The sequence below is a fragment of the Nostoc sp. DedVER02 genome (assembly GCF_034530675.2).
Lineage (GTDB): Bacteria > Cyanobacteriota > Cyanobacteriia > Cyanobacteriales > Nostocaceae > Nostoc.
On sequence record NZ_JAVRCP020000002.1, the window covers coordinates 141,408 to 161,469 of the forward strand.

The following is a 20,062-nucleotide window of genomic DNA, read 5'->3' on the forward strand; positions in this document are numbered from 1 at the left end:
ACATTCATACTCAGTAGTAAAGGCAAAAGCAGTAAAAACCCCCTAAAAATTGTCTCTATATCTAAACTACTAATGCAAAAATCCCTGGTAAAAGATAAGTTAGTCCTTGTGAATAATCTTTCTCTTTATTCAATTAATTGTTCTCAACAGCCTTTACACCCGTCAATTTTAAGCGTAAGAAAACGGTTAATTGACATTGTTGGAGCTATTGTAGGGCTGATTATTACATTGATGGTAGCAATTCCTGTAGCGATCGCTACTTTTATTCATGAGCCAAGTCCAATATTTTATTCTCAAATTCGCTGTGGTTTGAACGGAAAAACTTTCCGCATCTGGAAATTCCGTTCCATGATCGTCGATGCCGATAAATTCAAGCATTTGGTTGAAAACCAAGCTAAAGGTCACATCTTTAAATCTGTTGACGATCCTCGTATTACTCCTGTAGGTAAATTTTTGCGGCGTACCAGTTTAGACGAATTTCCCCAATTTTGGAATGTTTTGGTAGGAGACATGAGTTTAGTTGGTACTCGTCCACCCACTCCTGATGAAGTCAGCAATTACGATCCGCACCACTGGGAGAGATTACGAGTCAAGCCAGGTATTACCGGAGAATGGCAGGCTAATGGTCGTTCGAGTATTACAGATTTTGAAACCATTGTCAAAATGGATATAGATTATCAACGCAAATGGTCTGTAACTTACGATCTAAGTCTAATTATTAAAACTATCTGGGTGGTATTGAAAAAAACTGGTGCTTATTGAATTTGTCATTTGTCATTTGTTTTTCTTCATCTTCAGTTTTTGATTCAACCTTTGACACCGCTACCAGTTTCAGTGGGAACAATGTAACGTTGCAGAAATAAAAATAATAATAATACTGGGGCGATCGCAATTAGAGAACCCGCGGCTACCAACCTCCAGTCAAGAGAAAATGTCCCTGCTAGCTTGGCGACTCCTAAAGGAAGAGTATATAAGTTTTCGTCTTGGATGACAATTAAAGGCCACAAAAAGTCACTCCAAGCACCAATGAATACAAAAATAGCTAAAGTTACCAATGCTGGGCGAACTGCGGGTAACATTATATGCCACCACAATCCTAACTCTGAACTGCCATCCATTCGAGCGGCTTCTTCTATTTCTTTCGGGACACTCATAAAAGCTTGGCGCAAGAGAAAAATGCCAAAGGCAGAAGCTAAACTCGGAAAAATCATCCCTAAATAACTATTTGTCAAACCCAACTGGACTGTCAAAATATAAAGGGGAATCATCACGATTTGGAAGGGAATCATAATCGTCGAGACAATCGCTACAAAAATCCAGTCTCGCCCTACAAATGACAATCTTGCCAAGGGATAAGCAGCTAAAGCGCAAAACAGTAGATTTAAGCCAACCGTCAGCACTGACACCAAAGTGCTGTTATACAGGTATTGCCCAAAGGGTAGAGAGTTCCACACACTAACAAAATTATCTAGTGTCGGTTGACTAGGTAATAACTGTGGCGGCGACTGTAAGATATTTTCCGTAGGCGATTTCAAGGCTGTGCTAACTAGCCACAGTAAAGGAAAGAGCATCACCAGTGCGATCGCTCCCAATAGCGCATACATTAGCAGATTTTGCGATCGTGATTTTTTCCAGTTCAGCATTTGATTAATAATTTTCTGAGTTTTGTAAATATTTCTTACAATTTTGTTGGTAACGTTACAACTTGCTTTTTGGATTTCAATTAAGGTTCAAAGCGCTACTTGTACAAAATCGTGGGTTTTGAGACGCGATAAATCGCCGTCTCTACAAGTATTTTGGTCTTATCTGAACTGTATTGTTCTATATTTTTCACTTGCTCAAATATTTGGTGGATGTTCACCCATTCTCACCCACATTTTCCGCACACGAGTTAATTGCAGACGATTCATTTTTAAAGTAGAAATTGTTGCTCTCCCAATGGTTGTAAGCCCTAAAATTTCTGTAGTATCTTCACTCCAGGTAAAATGGTCTGCCCACAATTGCTGTTGTGGATTAAATAATTTAACCTCATTCTGAGTATTAGGATCAATTGCGGTTTGACGAGTTGCTTTATAACGATTACAAGATGGGCAAGCCAAGCAAAGATTTTCAAACACAGTTTTCCCACCAGATGATAAAGGAATGATATGCTCAAATTCAAAAGTAGTGACTGTTAAAGCTTCATCGGTATGACAGTAGGCGCACAAATTATTAAAATGACTGCAAATTTTATTTTTTAATTCAACAAAAATATAAATACTTACGTTGCATCAGATTCTTTTACATCACTCCATGTTTGACTATTGTGAATCATATCTTGTGCATCACAATAAGAAATACTCAAAGCCTTTTTTAAAATTCCAATTGATTTGGCTTTTGAATAATTACTCAATCTCAAGAACTTAATAATAGATTCTTTATCTGCGGATTCAATCAACATATTATTCAGCTTTTCAGTTAGTTCACTATCTTCATTCATGGTTTGTCTTCAATTCTTAAAAACTAGATTCCTGACTTCTTAGAGAAGTCGGGAATCTGGGGCTTTCAAATTTCAATAATCAGATATAATTGCTAGAAACTGAGATGCTGTACACACAGATGTCAAAGATTTATCTTGCAGTCTGAAGCTAATTTACAGAGGTTAATCTGCAATCGCCACATAAGGTTGTGGTTCCCGCAAGCGTTGGGCAATTTGTTCTCGTCTATACTTTGCAAGTTCGCTATAAAGCCTCTTACGAGAGAGATTTACACTTCCAACAGGCTCATGATCTAACAGTGTATGCCAAGGAGAAAACAACAAACCCTCGTCTAAACGTTTGCGTTCTTCAAAATCAAATTTCTGACTGAAAATGCGGACAGTTGCAACTTTAATAAATGGTGAATCTGCTTCTTGCCATTCTTTAACATGGTCTTCAATTGGCGTTTTTTCGTCATCTACATAAAACTGAATGAAGAAGTCAAAAAATGCTTCTTTACTTTCTTCAGTCAAATATTTGACTATTGCTTCCCGGAGGTAATTTTCTGATTCGGGAAGTGTTTCGGGTGGTTGTTCAGGCTGTTGAGATTTGACGGATAATTTGACAATGCGATTCCCAAACTTAAAGGGAGCCATACTCCAATATTGAATTAAAAGCGGATTTCCTACTTGATTGCTACCAATTTTTTGCAAGATTGCAAAGGCATAACCAAGTTCCTGCAAGCGCTCTGGGCTAAGTTGTCCACTCCCGGCTCTGGAAAGATCGGCGTAATCACGAACATCTTTGGTCAAGAAAATCGGATAATTGTTGAGGATAAAATCTTGAGTTTTTTCTTCATCATCCAGTACTTTTTGCCCGTCCACATTCATCACCTTGATGGCGATACCGCGAACATCCGGCTGGCTGTCGGAGTTGAATTCACCACGCTTTTTAGGCGAACCACCACTAGAGAAACGAATCCATGCAGGATAGGTTTGTGGTGTTTTAAACAAACCTACTCTCAAATCTTCAGGAAGATTGGGTTCAATAATAAACTCTCCTGCAAGAAGTCCATGACTTTTGCTGTGAATTTGGCGCAGGTCTGGGCCTGTTTTTTGTTGAGCTTGCAGGCTAGTTGCTATAATCTCATCGATTATTGCTTCCTGCTCAGTGGTAGATGATGTTGGGTTAGTCATAAATATTTGATGATGTGTCTTCATCATCCTGAACCCTTAGTCTTTCCGAGTCAATCCGGTTTCCGTAGAAACAGCTTGTAGTGGTTTATCCCAGGATTCGATAGGTATTTGGGATAAATAGGCGAAATCAAAGACAATTCCGATAGTCGGCTTTGTCTGCCACTGCGGTAAACTAAGCAAGCGATCATAATATCCGCCGCCATAACCCAAGCGATATCCTTGATAATCGCAAGCTACACTAGGGACGAGAATCAAATCTACTTCAACAGCATCTAAGATTGGAGTGTCGGAGTGTGGTTCAGTAATGCCATAAGCGCCACTTTGAAGAGAATCGCCAGGTGTCCAAATATGCCAACACAAGGATTTATCAACGCAGCGAGGAAATCCCCAACGATATTTGGTGTTTGCAAATAGTGGACTGAGGTCAGGTTCTTGGCGAAAGCTAAAATACGCAAGTATTGTTTTTGCTTGGGTGAATAAAGTAGAGTTTTGTAAATGAGAGCATAAGCGATCGCTTTTTTCTCTCCATTCTCCAACGGACATTGATTGACGTGTTTTAAGCAGAGTTCGGCGTAGTTCTGTTTTATTTAGTTGATGACTAACTTTGTCCATGAGAATTTATCACATCAAACAAATAAGCTGGGCATCGCCCAGCTTATAACATCCCAGATTAATTAACTAATACATCGCTATGCAGCGTTTTGACGATACCACTCAATGGTATTCTTTAATCCTTCCTCAAAGCCCACTTGAGCAGTGAAGTTAAAGGCAAGCTTTGCCCGTTCAGTATCCAAACAACGGCGGGGTTGACCATTAGGCTTGTCAGTTTGCCAAACAATCTCACCCTTAAACTCCATCAATTTACAAATTAGAGTTATTAAATCAAGGATAGAGATTTCATAACCCGTTCCCAAGTTAACTGGTTCCGATTCGTTATAAAATTGAGTCCCCATAACAATCCCTCGTGCTGCATCTTCTGAATACAGAAACTCGCGGGTGGGACTGCCATCACCCCAAACTGGGAGTTGCTTTTCTCCCTTAATTTGGGCTTCGTGAACTTTGCGAATTAAGGCTGGAATAACGTGGGAACTTCCAGGGTCAAAGTTATCTTCTGGGCCATATAAATTCACTGGCAGTAGGTAAATTCCATTAAAACCGTACTGCTGGCGATAAGATTGCAATTGGACTAAAAGCGCTTTTTTTGCAATTCCGTAGGGGGCGTTGGTTTCCTCTGGGTAGCCATTCCAAAGATCGTCTTCTTTAAATGGTACTGGGGTAAATTTAGGATAGGCGCAGATAGTACCGACACAAACAAATTTTTCTACTCCAGCTTGATAGGCAGCGTGAATCAGGTGCGTACCCATGATCAAGTTATCGTAAAATAACTCTGCGGGTTTTTCGCGGTTCAAACCGATGCCACCCACATGAGCCGCTAAGTGGATAATTATGTCTTGCTGGTCAACTGCCCGTTGGCTATTTTCCCATACACGTAGATCGCAATCGCGCGATCGCACTATCGTAATTTTCTCACGATCAGCCCCTGCTTTACACAGTTGATCTATCACCTGACGACCTAGAAATCCCGACCCACCAGTGACGAGAATTCGTTGATTTTTTAGTTCTAAGGCGGTCATATTTTTATCCTCTGTGGTGCAAATCAGAAGTGCAAAGCGCCCAGTTCTTGACGAACAGTAGCAATATCTAATGGAAATTGCGAACCATTTCCATTGGGTGAAGTGTGGCCCAATGCTTGTAAGTCTGCTTCTACCATTAAGGAAACTAATTGTTCAAAGGTTACTGATGGTGTCCAACCTAGCTTCTGACGCGCTTTGGTAGAATCGCCAATCAATAATTCTACCTCAGATGGACGGAGGTAACGCTCATCAAACTCTACGTAATCTTGCCAATTGAGATTTACGTAACTAAATGCCAGTTCCAAAAACTCTCGCACTGAATGGGTTTCACCAGTAGCAATTACGTAATCGTCTGGCTGATCTTTCTGCAACATCAACCACATTGCTTTCACGTAATCTTTTGCATAGCCCCAATCTCGTTTTGCGTCTAAATTACCCATATAAATCTTTTTCTGCTTACCAGCAACGATACCAGCTACGGCTCTAGTAATTTTGCGGGTTACAAAGGTTTCGCCTCGTCGTGGTGACTCGTGGTTAAAAAGTATGCCGTTACAAGCAAACAAATCGTAAGACTCACGATAATTTACAGTTTGCCAGTGGGCGTAAACTTTCGCACAAGCATAGGGACTGCGGGGATAAAAGGGTGTTGTTTCAGTTTGAGGTATTGCTTGTACTAAACCGTACATTTCTGAGGAACCCGCTTGGTAAAATCGCACCTGAATTCCAGTCCGGTGTTGGTAATCTCGAATTGCTTCCAACAGACGTAGCGTACCCATTCCTACGGCATCCACCGTATATTCTGGGGAATCAAAGCTGACTCTGACATGGGATTGAGCGCCGAGGTTGTAAATCTCTACAGGCTTGACTTCTTCTAAAATGCGTCGCAGCGTTGTACCATCTGTCAAGTCACCGTAGTGAAGAAACAACCGCACCCCATCTTTGTGGGGGTCTTCGTAAATGTGGTCGATGCGGTCTGTGTTGAAGGTAGAAGTCCGGCGAATGATGCCATGAACCTCATAACCTTGTTCCAGCAAAAACTCACTCAGATATGAACCATCTTGACCAGTGATACCAGTAATCAACGCTCGCTTCTGTTGCGTCATGCTCAATTATCCCTTATTCTCTTTGATTAAAAAGTTACAGCCAATCTGATACAACCTAGCAGCTACTCGCTCAATTTCCTAATGGGAAACCTACGAGTTCTTGTTGTTATGAGACTGTTTAGCGTAAATAAATATACTTAATAAAAAATAATTTAACATCTAAGCTTAACCTTAGATAGACAAACATTGTTTAAGTATGTATATTTTCTTTTACCAGATAGATGAAGATTATTTTTATGTCCGTTGTTTTTTTAGTCAAAATTTCATATATATCTGGTTTTGTGAAGACTGAATAAAATCTAGATTATCTAGATATTTATGGTTTTTAGGGGCATTAACTGCCCCACAAAATCGGATATCAGTATTTACTCAGTATGCACCGTTGTTTTTGGGCAGAATAACTACATTAACAGTTTTCAAGATGATCCATAAATCAAGCCAGAAGTTCCTAAATTTGACATAATGCAGGTCTATTTGGACTCGGCGGGGGTAAGGAATATCATTACGCCCGGATACCTGCCACAAACCAGTAATTCCTGGACGGATTGTTAAAATCTCATCGATGTAACAACCATATTTTGGCAGTTCTTCTGCTACTAAGGGTCGAGGGCCGACTACACTCATGTCCCCTTTTAAGACGTTCCAGAACTGGGGAAATTCATCTAAGCTAGTAATTCGCAAAAATTGACCAATTTTGGTAATCCGGGGGTCTTGTTTTAGCTTAAAACTGCTTTCAAATTCTTGTCGCAATTCGGGCGATGTTTCCATCATTTGCATGAGGATTTCGTCTGCATTGCTTACCATTGTTCGGAATTTAATACAATTAAACGCTTTGTAATTTTTTCCTACCCGTTCCTGGACATAAAAAATCGGGCCTTCTGAGCTAAGAGCAATCAGCAAGGACAAGATTAAGTAGACGGGGAAAAACAAAATTAACACCGACAGCGAAAATACTATGTCAAACAGTCGTTTGGCAAACTCTCCGTTTAAACCCTGAAAAGATAAACCTTTGGGTTTAACTTTTGGCGTCTTTGTTTTTTGACCGCGTTTTAAGAAAGTACGCGTAGACGCTCTAGTGTCTTGCCGTACGCCTCGCTTGCCGGAGAGGAGTGAGCTCTGGGCAGTCATCATACTCCTTAATAATCCACACCACACATAGTCCCAATATTAAAGCCAAAATGATGTGCTTCTGGGGGGAAATTGCCAAAAGCCTAAAAAAATCAGACGTTAACCAAGACCATCATTCCGAAAACGGCCTTTTTCGTTGCATTTGTTTACAAAATCTAGATAACGATCTGCAAAGATTTGCGGTGAAAACTGCGCGGCGTGCGATCGCATATACTCGGAACTGAACGAACCCTCATACACTTCAAACTTTTCTACTGCCTCCACTAAAGCCGCCTCTGTTTGCGTCTTGAAAAATATACCTGTCCCTGTTTCTACACAAGAGCGGATATCTCGCACTGTTTCGAGAGCCCCTCCTGCACCGTAGGCAATTACTGGTGTACCGCAGGCTTGCGCCTCCACTAGGGCAATCCCAAAATCTTCACAAGCTGCATATACAAACGCCTTAGCCCTAGACATATATTTTTTTACCACATTATCGGGTTGCCATCCCAGTATTTGGATATTAGAGTTTGCCATTTCGCGGATCTTATTCATTTCATCTCCTGTACCAATGACCACTAATGGCCGTTTGAGTTGATTAAAAGCCTTGACAATCAACGATATTTGTTTGTAACTCACTAATCGGGAAACTGTCAGGTAGAAATCCTCTTTCTGAGACAGAAATGGAAATTCCGCGATATTCACTGGTGGGTAAATGACTGTTGCTTCTCGCCGATAGCAACGCCAAATCCGCCGAGCCGTATGTTGTGAGTTAGCAATGAAGTAATCAACGCGATTGGCACTCAATACATCCCACTGGCGCAAACGATGTAATAAATATCGTGTCACCCACCCAGGTAAACCACTACCCAGTTTGCTGTAGCGCAGATAATCAAAAGTCAAGTCCCAGGCATAGCGCATAGGGCTGTGACAGTAGCAAATATGCATCTGTTCGGGAGTGGTAAGGATTCCTTTGGCAACAGCATGAGATGAAGACAGAATTACGTCATAATGCCGCAAATCAAGTTGTTCAATTGCCAAGGGCCACAAAGGCAAGTATTTTTGTATACCGTTGCGAGCATAAGGAAAGTTTTGGAGAAACGTCTTGCCAATCTGACGCTTATATAAATAACTTTCTCTATTGCTGGATTCAAAATCGATCAGAGCATACAAATCAGCATCAATGTGATTCAAAATTTCTCGGACAACGAGTTCGGAACCACCGGTGGCTTTGGGTGTTAGCCACTCATGAACCAGAGCATATTTCAAGGGCACAGCTAAACAATTCAAAATTCAAAATTCAAAATTCAAAATTGAAGATAGTTTTTTTAGACTCCGACTGAAAAGTTTCCCCTTGTGATTAATTAACGGGAAGCGCCCCAGATTAGCACACAAGACGCAATCTTTCTTTCAGAGGTTCCAGATGGATGATAACCTCAGATTGGGGATGGGGCATTGGGCATAGGGTATGGGGCATTATCTCCTCCATCTACCCCACTCCCTACTCTTGTAATAACAACTGATATAGAAAGGGTGAATTTATGCGAATTCTGATTATGGGTGGTACTCGGTTCATTGGTGTCTATTTGACTCAATTACTAGTGGAACAAGGACATGAGGTGGTGCTGTTCAATCGTGGAAATCGGCCAGCACCTTCTTTAGAGGGAGTAGGACAAATTATAGGCGATCGCACTGACTCTACCCAATTAAAAGCAAAGTTATCACAAGAAAGCTTTGATGTCATTTTTGACAATAATGGTCGAGAACTTACTGATACTCAACCACTAGCAGAAATTTTTCAAGACCGAGTGCAACATTTTGTGTATATGAGTTCTGCGGGAGTGTATCTCAAATCCGACCAATTGCCCCATATAGAAGGCGATCCGGTAGATTCTAAAAGTCGGCACAAGGGTAAGCATGAAACAGAAGCTTATCTGACTCAATTGGGATTACCTTTTACTTCCATTCGTCCTACTTATATTTACGGCCCTCGTAATTATAATGAGTTAGAAGGCTGGTTTTTTGACAGGATTGTGCGCGATCGCCCCATTCCCATCCCCGGAAATGGTTTGCATATCACTCAACTAGGTCATGTCAAAGACTTAGCTAAGGCTTTGACTCAGGTTTTGGGCAATGAACAAGCCGTAGGACAGATTTATAATATATCTGGCGATCGCTTTGTTACTTTTGATGGTTTAGCTCGTGCTAGTGCTGTGGCGGCTGGTAAATCACCTGATGATGTTAAAATCGTCCATTACGACCCGAAAAAGTTTGATTTCGGCAAACGCAAAGCTTTTCCGATGCGGGTACAGCATTTCTTTGCTTCGGTGAATAAAGCGCAAACAGAATTAAACTGGCATCCTGAATACGATTTGATTTCTGGGTTACAAGACTCCTTGGAAAATGATTATTTGGCTAATGCAAAAGACAAAGCCGAAGTAGATTTTTCTGTCGATGAGGAGATTTTACAGGCGCTTTAGCAACAAGATTCCCGATTTAGTAGCGAAGTCGGGAATCTCAGCCTTAGCCAAAAGGAAGAGTTTTTTCTTTTACCTGGGGAAGATACAATCCATCGCGTCTTAAGTTTTTACTTAAATTTGAATAAAAATTTTTCCTGTTTTTATTGGTAAGGCAGACGTTTTTAACGTATTGCATCAATGCCACTGAAATCACCTTCCGTAAATGGTGCTGTTGATTGATAAAATGAACGAGTTGCAATATCCACTCCACAATGTTCTAGAAGCCCGTGCCCGCTTGGGTGAAGGCCCCATCTGGGACTCTAGCCGGAAACTACTATACTGGGTTGATATTTATAACCATCGGGTGCATCAGTTCAACCCTGCTACGGGGGAAAACGGCTTTTTTGATGTGGGAGATGTCGTAGGTGCGATCGCAACAGCAGGTGCGGATAGATTAATTATGTTGCTGCGTCATCACCTAGCATTCCTCAACACCCAGACAGGTGTAGTTACCCCCATTTTAGAAATTGAAGCCAATCTTCCAGATAACCGTCTCAATGATGGTAAATGTGACCCTCAAGGACGTTTCTGGTTTGGTTCAATGTGTTCTCTGGAAAAACCTCAAGCTAGCCTCTATCGCTATGACACTGATGGTTCATTGCATTTAATGGAAACGGGATTGACTATTTCTAATGGTTTGGGGTGGAGTCCCGATCAAAAGACATTTTACTTAACAGATTCTCCTCACCAAAAAATATATGCTTACGACTTTGATTCAGTAACAGGAAATATTAGTAATCGCCGGATTTTTGCTGATTTAACTCATGAATCCTTCCATCCAGATGGATTGACAATAGACAGCGAAGGATTTATTTGGTCAGCTATGTGGAATGGATGGTGTGTAATTCGTTTCAACCCTAACGGTGAAGAGATATTGCGGATAAAGCTACCTGTACAATTGCCAACTAGCTGTACTTTTGGAGGCGAGGACTTGCGAACACTTTATATTACAACTGCTTCAGTTGGACTTAGCCAAACAGAAATCGAAAAAAGTTTCAATTCTGGTGATTTATTTGCTCTCCAAACTGATGTTACTGGATTACCTACTTACTCTTTTTAAGAGTGATAATAACAGTTATAAATCATTCGTATTAACCTCTTTTAATTCCCTTCTCTGTGCCCTCTGCGTCTCTGCGGTTCGTTAAAAAAATAATTTATATCGACAGCAGACCATAACAACACAGCTAATTTAAGATTGCTATAGCAATTTTCAAGTAATTAAAACATTCTACTATTGCCTATTGTCTCCACAGTGCCACTTGCTGTTTTAATTCTCTCATATCTAAATAATCGCTAGCAAAAGCTTTTCGTAAAAGTGGATGAGGAATAAATCGATCGTACTTTTGAATTTCCGGTGCTTCTGAAGTACTGATTAAATCTTCTGAGGTAATTCTTTGTTCACAAAATGAAGCAATTTCATGATAAAGAGATTTAACTTTATTTTTACCTAATTTAATTGTAAAATAATAAGGATTTATTCCCCCAATACTTGTAATTTCTAACGATTCTCGACAGTAAGAATTTAATAATCTTTCTAAAGTGCGATAAGGAACCGTACCCATCCAGGGGAAAATACAGCATTTACCTTTTTCTAATTGCAAGATATTATGTTTATCTAATTCAACCTGCTGCACTAATTGGCGAACTTCACGTAAACGTTGTAAAGCATTTTTTTGCAAATAGCTATATTCAATATTTTCAAAGAGAACCTTTTGCATTCGTTGTAAAACTTTGGTATGAATAGTGCCACCACTCCCACGCCAATAAATACTAGCTTTACCCTCGGCTTGTTTAACAAAAATAGCTTTCTTTTTAAAGTCAACTTCTATTACTTCCCAAGTTCTCCCAGCTAAAGCAAATTGATTTCCTACAGCAGGTGGGGTGACGATACTGCCAATTTGGGTTGCACCTTGCTTAACAATATATTCTTGCTGTTCAGCAAAAACAGCATAAAACTGAAATTTTCTCACAATCTTTTCTCCTGCCAAACCCAGGATTAATTTATTTTGTTCAGTATGCTGAATATGACCAATATCAATTAAATAGCGGAGTAATAATTGAAAATCTTCTTTGGAAATAGCAGCAAAGGGCGGTAAGCTAAAAATTTGTTTAGCTAAGGCATTAGGCGAAAGTTCCCCCGTTGCTGTTAGAATACTCATTGTTTGGTGGTAAAGCAAACTTAAAGGATATTTAATCGGTCTGATTGGTTCAATCCATTGTTCTTCTAAATAAAGTTGAATAATCGCAATAGATTGCAACAGTTCCCAGGGTATTTGTTCAGGTAGCAAAGCTTCTGATAATGGTTTTTCTTCAGCACAAATAAAACGCATATCGGCAGCTTCGCCTCTTCTGCCACTACGTCCTAAGCGTTGTAAAAAGCTAGCTACAGATAAGGGTGATTCTAATTGAATAACTCGCTCTAAATAACCGATATCTATGCCTAATTCTAAAGTTAAAGTAGCGGCAGTAACGGCTGGATTATTGGGTTCGCGCATCGCATCTTCAGCAGCTTGCCGCAAGCTAGCAGATATGCTCCCATGATGCACATGATATATATCTGGTAGTCCTTGTTTTGTAGCAATTTGTCGCAAAGATGCAATTACAGATTCAGTGCGGGTGCGATTATTAGCAAATATTAGGCATTTCCGAAATTTGCTGAGGTTGAAAATATATTGTTCATAATCTGTCGCTTCTGATTCATCTACTTCATCAGTAATATAAAAATGTTCTACAGCTAGTTTTATTTGGCGTTTTATTCCGTCAGTTTGCGGTGTAATTACTGGCTTATCTGTCCCTGAACGCAACCAGTCTTCAGCTATTGAGTAATCACCAAGAGTTGCAGATAAACCAATACGACGCGGTTGCTTTTGCGTTAGCTTTGCTAAACGTTGTAATTGGCAAATAATTTGACAACCGCGATCGCTTCCCATAAAAGCGTGAATTTCATCAATGATGACAAATCTTAAGTCACCAAATAAACGAATGAGGTCGTTATTTTTGTTTATTAATAAACTTTCTAGAGACTCTGGTGTAATTTGTAGAATGCCTTGAGGATTCTTTAAGAGTTTGTTTTTCCGATTTTGAGAAACATCTCCGTGCCAATGCCAAACGGGAATATCTGCTTCTTTGAGTAAGTCGTTGAGGCGTTCAAATTGATCGTTAATTAAAGCTTTAATTGGACTAATATATAATGCCCCTACACTTGCAGCAGGGTTGGTATGTAGTAAAGTCAAAATTGGCAGAAAGGCTGCTTCTGTTTTACCCGCAGCAGTTGCAGCTGTAACTAGTAAGTGAGCATCGGTGTCAAATATAACTTGACAAGCGGCAATTTGAACTGGTCGTAATTCAGTCCACTGATGATGATATATATATTCTCGGATGAAGGGTGCAAGTCGGCTAAAGGCATCGCTCATATTTTTTATAGACAAAATTTTAGCAAAACTACTCCTTAGTATTTCAGAACCCTCCAATCATGGATCAACTAGTAGTCTGCCAACCCAAAAATGCTAAGTAAGGGCTGGGGAAAGGGGAAAGGGGAAAGGGTAAAGGGTAAAGGATTTAAACCCTTTCCCCCTTACCCCTTACCCCTTACCCTTTACCCCGCCAAGTTCACTTGGCGAACTACTAGTTCCATGTTTGGAATTAGCGATCGCAAAACTTGCAAAAAAGCTTTGACGTGGCTCCAATACAAAAAATTGACCCCCTCCACACTTATTACAGCTTAGTGCATCAGTTATATTTATACTTGCAATCACTTTTTTCAATACTTTAGAAAACTTTGTCGATTTTTACTCCTATTGACTCAATGCAGATTAACATCCCTCAGTCAAACTGAAGTAATAGGGGCAAGTATGTAATGAGGCAAAACCATGAAGAAGTATAAGGAAATATTACGTGTCATCCTTGCTATATCGATCATTGTGGTTGGAGTGACACACTTTATTGTTCCCGGAGAATATGTCAAAATTGTGCCGCCGCAACTACCTTACCCTCTAGGATTGGTTTATCTGAGTGGTTTTTATGAAATCTTAGGTGGTATCGGCTTATTAGTCCCACCTGTAAGTCAAGCTGCTGCTTGGGGACTTCTTGCTCTTTTTATTGCTGTTTATCCTGCCAATATTAATATGGCGGTTAATCTTATTAAGATTGAACATATACCAAATTCACCTTGGGTACACGTAATCAGACTTCCATTGCAAGCAGTTTTAATTGCTTGGGCTTGGTGGTATACGAAATCTTCTGATGGAGAAAAACAAGTTTCTATTATTCCTAAATCACTCATTCCCAAAGAATTAGAATTGGAATAAGTGCGTTTTTCTATATCTGAATCATGCGTGTTGCAACTTTGTTTGGAATAACCCTCTCGTTAGCAATCGGTGTTGGAGGATTAAACCTTCCGGTGACTGAAGCGGTGCAGCTTAGAGATGGTACAGTGTACTTTGTCCAACCACCGACACTTGTGAATGCGACGACTACTTATAAAGATGTGAATGTTTGGGGCGGAACTTACTATTTCACTATCAATCTGCCTGAAAATGCTGGAGAATCCCTTCAGAAGGTAACGATCGCACAAAGGGAGGGAACAGAAAATATCCGCTATCATCTTGATGATACCCGCGCCTTTGTCGGAACCCGCGATCGCAAAGAATCTCGGCTAACACTAGGCGCAGTTACAAACGAACGCGACACACGAACCGTTACTGTGAACTTTGAACCGCCTGTAACTCCGGGACAGACGGTGACAATCGCCCTCCGCCCTGTGAGTAATCCCAGCTTTTCTGGTGTCTACTTAATGGGTGTGACAGCATTCCCACAGGGTGAGAAATCCCACGGACAATTTCTCGGCTTTGGACGGTTTCAGTTTTACAGCAATAGAAGTAACTGGTGGTTTCCATAAGCAGCGCGATCGCTTGCAAAAATTTGATAAATAGTAGAATTAGTGAGCGTATAAGGTAAGTGTTTTTATGAGCATCCCACTAGTAGAACAGCCCACAGAAGAAAAACTGGTAACTCTTAAGGATGTTTCTTGGGAGCAATTTAAAGGTCAGGAGTGGGTTTTTTCCAGATTTTGATCCAGCTTTGCTGCTCAATTATATCGCCATGCCTGACCAATACGACGCTGTTGTTGAATTTGAGCAGGTAATCCGAAATCAATAAATTTTTATCCCCAAATTATTTGTAGATTTAAAATAAATCCTGGTAAAATATCTTCTCCTGATAATTCTTGGGGGGATGCTAATATTTCTCCTGGTTGACCAAGACGATAAATTTCTACCTGATGCATTTTCGGATTAATTAACCAGCCTAATTTAACTCCGTTGTCAATATATTCCTGCATTTTGGCTTGCGTTTCTCGCAAACTATCGCTTGGTGACATTAACTCTAAAACAAAATCTGGTGCGATCGCCGGAAACTTTTCTTTTTGCTCAGGTGTGAGTGTATTCCATCTCTCTTTTCTTATCCAAGCGACATCAGGAGAACGGTTTGCACCATTGGGAAGTTTAAAGCAAGTGGAAGAATCAAAGCAAATTCCTAGTTTAGTTTGGCGATTCCAAATCACAAAATCTGCTGAGATTTCCGAGTTACGATTTCCAGTTTCTCCGCCTGTAGGTGGCATAATTAGTAATTTTCCCTCTGCATTCCGTTCAAATTTGACTTCAGGGTTTTCCCGACAGAGTTGATAAAACTGGTTATCGGTGAGTTGGATAATAGGGTTTAAGTTGACTGTGATAGCTGTCATGGGGGTTATCTTGAGGATGACATCAACTTTAGCTAAATTGTAAGCAATCATGAGTCAGAATATTGACGCAGCTAGAATTTCTATTATTATTCCGACTCTGAATGAAGCAGGGAATATCAAAGAAACAATTGCAACGACTCAACCTAATACAAATATAGAAGTAATCATAGTAGATGGTGGTTCTGAAGATAACACCATAGAAATAGCTCAGTCTTTAAATGTCAAAGTTATCTCATCATCTCCCGGTCGTGCTGTACAAATGAATACGGGTGCTGTAGCGGCTAGCGGTGAGATTCTTTTATTTCTCCATGCAGATACCCGTTTACCAACTGGGTTTGATGAGATGGTTCGCACAGCGCTACAACAACCTGGAATTGTGGCTGGTGCATTTAAGTTGCGGATTGATGCATCACTTTTGAGTTTAAGATGGGTGGAGTTGGGTGTAAATTTGCGATCGCATTTTTGCCAAATGCCCTACGGCGACCAAGCAATTTTTTTAACCAAAGAAGTATTTCAGCAAATTGGTGGTTTTCCTGAATTGCCTATCATGGAAGACTTTGAACTCATACGTCGATTAAAACGCATCGGAAGTATTGTAATTATTCCTACACCTGTTCTTACTTCAGCGCGTAGATGGTTGCAAAAGGGAGTACTCAAAACCACGCTACTTAATCAATTTATAATTATTGCTTATTTACTCGGCGTTTCACCTGAACGAATTCGTCACTGGTATCACCGAGAAAAATTTAAAAGAATTTAAGCTGTTTTTCATCTGGGTAATATATCTTAGGAGCAGTGAATTTAAGGTGTAGGTTTCAAACTTGAGCCTCAGAAGGTCAACGTCGAGCCTCAGAAGGTCAACGTCGAGCCTCAGAAGGTCAACATAGAGCCTCAAAAGGTCAACGTTGAGCCTCAGAAGGTCAACGTCGAGCCTCAAAAGGTCAACATTGAGCCTCAGAAGGTCAACATAGAGCCTCAGAAGGTCAACATTATAAAAATGAAAAAGCCTTTATCAAGTTCTAAACTCAAACTACTACTCCTAAGTTGTCTAATTTTCACCCTAATAATTGCTGCTAAACAGTTAAACTTTCAAGGACTTTTACAAACATCAATCATTTGGGTTCACAGTCTTGGCGTTTTTGGGCCTATCGCCTACATAGCCATTTACAACTTGGCAACATTACTGTTTATACCGGGTTCCCTCCTAACCCTCAAAGGTGGTTGTCTGTTTGGAGTATTTTGGGGTTCGATATATGTGCTAATTGCTGCAACAATCGGAGCAACCTTGGCTTTTCTTATTGGACGCTACCTGTCGCGGGATTGGGTTTCTCGACAAATGGACAAACATCCTAAATTTAAAGCGATTGATTTAGCAGTTGCTAAAGATGGATGGAAAATTGTCTTACTAACTCGTCTTTGTCCCGTTTTTCCCTTCAATTTATTAAATTATGCTTTTGGAGTAACACAGGTTTCTCTCAAAGACTATATATTAGGTTCCTTTGGTATTATCCCCGGTACTGTGATGTACGTTTATATTGGTTCTTTAGCTGGGAATCTTGCCATGATAAGCACATCTCATCAACCAACTACTCCAGAAACTCAAGTTTGGCAATGGATAATGCAAGTAGTTGGGTTAATTGCTACCGTTGCGGTGACTGTTTATATCACAAAAGTTGCTCAAAAAGCATTAGCTCAAAATGTGGCAATAGAAAAAATAACAATTCATGATCAAACTAACGATTCTTCAGATATTTAAAAGTATCAATTTGATAAATTTGCAGAAATTTTTCAGTCTAGGTGGATTAATATTAGTGATATTAATGAGTGCTTTTTCATTAAATACAGACTCGGCTTTCGCACAAGAATCTGTAAATCCAAATTCTTTTAATCCCCAAGCTATTTTACGCGAAGCCTTGCAGTGGATCGATAGCCTTGGTACTGTAGGAGCGATCGCTTTTATTGCACTTTACATTATCGCTACCATCGCTTTTTTCCCTGGTTCAATTCTCACCTTGGGAGCGGGTGTAATTTTTGGCGTAGTTTTGGGTTCTCTCTACGTGTTTATCGGTGCAACACTCGGCGCTACTGCTGCCTTCTTGGTTGGACGTTATTTAGTAAGGGACTGGGTTGCTCGTAAAATTGCAGATAATAAAAAATTTACCGCCATTGACCAAGCAGTTGGTAGAGAAGGATTAAAAATTGTCTTGCTAACGCGACTGTCACCTATATTTCCTTTCAACTTGTTAAATTATGCCTTTGGTATCACGGGAGTTTCACTGAAAGATTACTTCATTGGCTCTGTAGGCATGATTCCCGGAACCATTATGTACGTTTATATTGGTTCCCTTGCAGGTAATTTAGCCATGATTGGGACTGAAACTCAACCTAACAACCCGACTTTACAATGGGCAATTCGGATTTTGGGTTTGATTGCGACAATCGCCGTTACAGTGTATGTAACCCGGATTGCACGCAAAGCTTTAGAAGAGGAATTGTAGATACTCTAGTAGTGTCGTTTATTCAACCCCAAATTTCTGTAAATTCTCGATTGTTAAAACGTTTATACAGGAAAACTTTAATCGTATCTGTCAATTCCCAAACGGATAAAACAATTCAAAGGCTGTATTTATTATTAAACAAACATAAAAAACAAGAGACTGAGCAACCTAAATCTCTCAGGATTCTTAATTTTTAATCCTCCAAAAGGTAGTTGAGTTTAGTATTTTCAATTCTTAAAAGAGGTTTCGCCAATGACTAATTCAGATTTAGAGAGAGTCACAGTTCGCCCAACAGATGAGTATAACCAAAAGTTGGTATCTTACGTCCATCCGCCAAACTGGGTTAATCCTCAACCCGCAGATGTTTACGATTTGGTTGTAATTGGGGCTGGTACGGCGGGATTAGTTGTGGCTGCGGGGGCGGCGGGTCTAGATGTAGGCTTAAAAGTGGCGTTAATTGAAAAGCATCTCATGGGTGGAGATTGCTTAAATGTTGGTTGCGTACCATCTAAAACTATTATTCGTTCTGCCCGCACCATTGGCGAAATCTGGGATGCTAAAGACTTGGGAGTTAATATTCCCCAACATAATATAGATGTTGATTTTCCCAAAGTCATGGCAAGGATGCGACGAATCAGGGCTGATATCAGCCCTAACGACTCGGCGGAGCGGTTTCAAAAGTTGGGTGTCGATGTCTTTTTGGGTAGCGGTCGATTTGCAAGTAAAAATACTGTGGAAGTTGGCGACAAAACCCTAAAGTTTAAAAAAGCTGTAATTGCTACTGGCGCAAGAGCCGCACAACTGTCGATTCCAGGAATTGAAAAGGCGGGTTATCTAACTAATGAGACGGTTTTTTCCCTAATTCAGCGACCGGAACGTTTAGCGGTGATTGGTGGCGGCCCCATTGGTTGCGAATTGGCGCAAGCTTTCCGGCGTTTGGGTTCTGAGGTGGTACTTTTCCATAGCGGTTCGCATCTTTTGAATAAAGAAGATGCTGAAGCTGCTGAAATTCTCCAAAAGGTTTTGATTAGGGAAGGAATTCGCGTAGTGTTGAATTCCAAAGTAGAAGAAGTGGTAACTGTGACTGAAGGGAAACGGCTTTACTTTTCTTCTAATGGTCATCGAGATTCGGTGACAGTAGATGAAATTTTAGTTGGTGCGGGGCGATCGCCAAATGTAGAAAATTTAAATTTAGAATCAGTGGGTGTAGAATACGACAAGCGCCAAGGTGTGAAGGTAAATGATTACCTCCAAACGACCAATCCCAAAATTTATGCAGCTGGCGATATCTGCATGAACTGGAAATTTACCCATGCTGCTGATGCTGCGGCGCGAATTGTAATTAAAAATACGCTATTTTCTCCCTTTGGCTTAGGACGCTCGAAACTCAGCAGCCTGGTGATGCCTTGGGTAACTTATACTGACCCAGAAATTGCCCATGTTGGGATGTACGAACACGAAGCGCAGAAATCAGGTATTGAAGTGACAACAATCAAAATACCTTTTAGTAGTGTAGACCGCGCGATCGCAGATGGTGAAGAGTCAGGATTTCTCAAAATCCACCATAAAAAGGGGTCTGATGAAATAATTGGTGCAACTATTGTCGCTAGTCACGCGGGTGAGATGATTTCAGAAGTGACTACAGCAATGGTGAATAAGCTCGGTTTGAGTAAGTTAAGCAGTGTAATTCATCCTTATCCCACTCAAGCCGAAGCGATTAAAAAAGCAGCTGATGCTTATCGTCGAACACTCCTAACATCAAATACCAAAAAGTTGTTGGGATTCTTGACAAAGTTATCTTGATCAAAA

General features: G+C 40.4%; 20 protein-coding genes. 9 read left to right on the forward strand and 11 right to left on the reverse strand.

The features are described 5' to 3' along the window. Nucleotides 1-72 precede the first annotated feature (72 nt). Nucleotides 73-762 (forward strand): sugar transferase, encoded by a 690-nt coding sequence (locus RMZ41_RS04585; RefSeq protein ID WP_322640709.1) that lies wholly within the window; start codon nucleotides 73-75, stop codon nucleotides 760-762. Between the two features lie 44 nt (nucleotides 763-806). On the opposite strand, the gene RMZ41_RS04590 is transcribed toward RMZ41_RS04585, so the two are convergent. The 9 genes from RMZ41_RS04590 to RMZ41_RS04630 form a co-directional block, all read right to left on the reverse strand. After that, on the reverse strand, nucleotides 807-1,643 hold the full coding sequence (locus tag RMZ41_RS04590) for a carbohydrate ABC transporter permease (protein ID WP_322640708.1): 837 nt from the start codon (nucleotides 1,641-1,643) through the stop codon (nucleotides 807-809). Nucleotides 1,644-1,838: 195 nt separating this feature from the next. Further along, nucleotides 1,839-2,207 carry an HNH endonuclease signature motif containing protein gene (locus RMZ41_RS04595; RefSeq protein WP_322640707.1) on the reverse strand — a complete coding sequence of 123 codons (369 nt, stop codon included), beginning with the start codon at nucleotides 2,205-2,207 and terminating at the stop codon, nucleotides 1,839-1,841. A gap of 53 nt (nucleotides 2,208-2,260) precedes the next feature. Further along, entirely contained in the window at nucleotides 2,261-2,479 is a 219-nt protein-coding gene (locus RMZ41_RS04600) for a hypothetical protein (protein WP_322640706.1), read from the reverse strand. Nucleotides 2,480-2,641: 162 nt separating this feature from the next. Continuing rightward, a complete protein-coding gene (locus RMZ41_RS04605; RefSeq protein WP_322734505.1) occupies nucleotides 2,642-3,652 on the reverse strand; it encodes a catalase family protein in 1,011 nt (336 codons plus the stop codon). 36 nt (nucleotides 3,653-3,688) lie between these two features. Then, nucleotides 3,689-4,264, reverse strand: a complete 576-nt coding sequence (locus tag RMZ41_RS04610) for a 5-formyltetrahydrofolate cyclo-ligase (protein WP_322640704.1) — start codon at nucleotides 4,262-4,264, stop codon at nucleotides 3,689-3,691. A 77-nt stretch (nucleotides 4,265-4,341) separates the two neighbouring features. Continuing rightward, nucleotides 4,342-5,286, reverse strand: coding sequence for a GDP-L-fucose synthase (locus RMZ41_RS04615; protein ID WP_322640703.1), 945 nt, complete (start codon nucleotides 5,284-5,286; stop codon nucleotides 4,342-4,344). A 23-nt stretch (nucleotides 5,287-5,309) separates the two neighbouring features. Continuing rightward, a complete protein-coding gene (gmd, locus tag RMZ41_RS04620) occupies nucleotides 5,310-6,389 on the reverse strand; it encodes a GDP-mannose 4,6-dehydratase (RefSeq protein WP_322734506.1) in 1,080 nt (359 codons plus the stop codon). A gap of 369 nt (nucleotides 6,390-6,758) precedes the next feature. Then, complete coding sequence (locus tag RMZ41_RS04625; RefSeq protein ID WP_322640766.1) at nucleotides 6,759-7,517, reverse strand: sugar transferase; 759 nt, start codon at nucleotides 7,515-7,517, stop codon at nucleotides 6,759-6,761. A 99-nt stretch (nucleotides 7,518-7,616) separates the two neighbouring features. Then, entirely contained in the window at nucleotides 7,617-8,771 is a 1,155-nt protein-coding gene (locus RMZ41_RS04630; RefSeq protein ID WP_322640701.1) for a glycosyltransferase, read from the reverse strand. Nucleotides 8,772-9,037: 266 nt separating this feature from the next. Between RMZ41_RS04630 and RMZ41_RS04635 the strand changes: the two genes are divergently transcribed. Continuing rightward, nucleotides 9,038-9,976 carry an NAD-dependent epimerase/dehydratase family protein gene (locus RMZ41_RS04635; RefSeq protein ID WP_322640700.1) on the forward strand — a complete coding sequence of 313 codons (939 nt, stop codon included), beginning with the start codon at nucleotides 9,038-9,040 and terminating at the stop codon, nucleotides 9,974-9,976. 223 nt (nucleotides 9,977-10,199) lie between these two features. Continuing rightward, nucleotides 10,200-11,075, forward strand: coding sequence for an SMP-30/gluconolactonase/LRE family protein (locus RMZ41_RS04640; RefSeq protein WP_322640699.1), 876 nt, complete (start codon nucleotides 10,200-10,202; stop codon nucleotides 11,073-11,075). A 178-nt stretch (nucleotides 11,076-11,253) separates the two neighbouring features. Here the strand turns inward: RMZ41_RS04640 and RMZ41_RS04645 are convergent, their stop codons facing one another. Then, entirely contained in the window at nucleotides 11,254-13,428 is a 2,175-nt protein-coding gene (locus RMZ41_RS04645; protein WP_322640698.1) for a DEAD/DEAH box helicase, read from the reverse strand. A 456-nt stretch (nucleotides 13,429-13,884) separates the two neighbouring features. Here RMZ41_RS04645 and RMZ41_RS04650 point away from each other — a divergent pair, with 456 nt between their 5' ends. Next, nucleotides 13,885-14,322, forward strand: coding sequence for a DoxX family protein (locus RMZ41_RS04650; protein WP_322640697.1), 438 nt, complete (start codon nucleotides 13,885-13,887; stop codon nucleotides 14,320-14,322). 23 nt (nucleotides 14,323-14,345) lie between these two features. Then, complete coding sequence (locus RMZ41_RS04655; RefSeq protein WP_322640696.1) at nucleotides 14,346-14,912, forward strand: DUF2808 domain-containing protein; 567 nt, start codon at nucleotides 14,346-14,348, stop codon at nucleotides 14,910-14,912. A gap of 264 nt (nucleotides 14,913-15,176) precedes the next feature. On the opposite strand, the gene RMZ41_RS04660 is transcribed toward RMZ41_RS04655, so the two are convergent. After that, entirely contained in the window at nucleotides 15,177-15,755 is a 579-nt protein-coding gene (locus RMZ41_RS04660) for a Uma2 family endonuclease (protein ID WP_322640765.1), read from the reverse strand. Nucleotides 15,756-15,804: 49 nt separating this feature from the next. On the opposite strand from RMZ41_RS04660, the gene RMZ41_RS04665 reads away from it, so the two are divergent. From RMZ41_RS04665 to RMZ41_RS04680, 4 genes are all read left to right on the forward strand, one after another. Continuing rightward, the gene (locus RMZ41_RS04665) at nucleotides 15,805-16,515 is read left to right on the forward strand and encodes a TIGR04283 family arsenosugar biosynthesis glycosyltransferase (protein ID WP_322640695.1); all 711 of its coding nucleotides are present in this window, start codon (nucleotides 15,805-15,807) and stop codon (nucleotides 16,513-16,515) included. A gap of 237 nt (nucleotides 16,516-16,752) precedes the next feature. Continuing rightward, on the forward strand, nucleotides 16,753-17,511 hold the full coding sequence (locus RMZ41_RS04670) for a TVP38/TMEM64 family protein (protein ID WP_322640694.1): 759 nt from the start codon (nucleotides 16,753-16,755) through the stop codon (nucleotides 17,509-17,511). A 64-nt stretch (nucleotides 17,512-17,575) separates the two neighbouring features. Next, nucleotides 17,576-18,253: a TVP38/TMEM64 family protein gene (locus RMZ41_RS04675; protein WP_322640693.1), complete on the forward strand. Its 678-nt coding sequence runs from the start codon at nucleotides 17,576-17,578 to the stop codon at nucleotides 18,251-18,253. A 252-nt stretch (nucleotides 18,254-18,505) separates the two neighbouring features. Further along, on the forward strand, nucleotides 18,506-20,056 hold the full coding sequence (locus RMZ41_RS04680) for a mercuric reductase (protein ID WP_322640692.1): 1,551 nt from the start codon (nucleotides 18,506-18,508) through the stop codon (nucleotides 20,054-20,056). The last annotated feature ends 6 nt before the right edge of the window (nucleotides 20,057-20,062 follow it).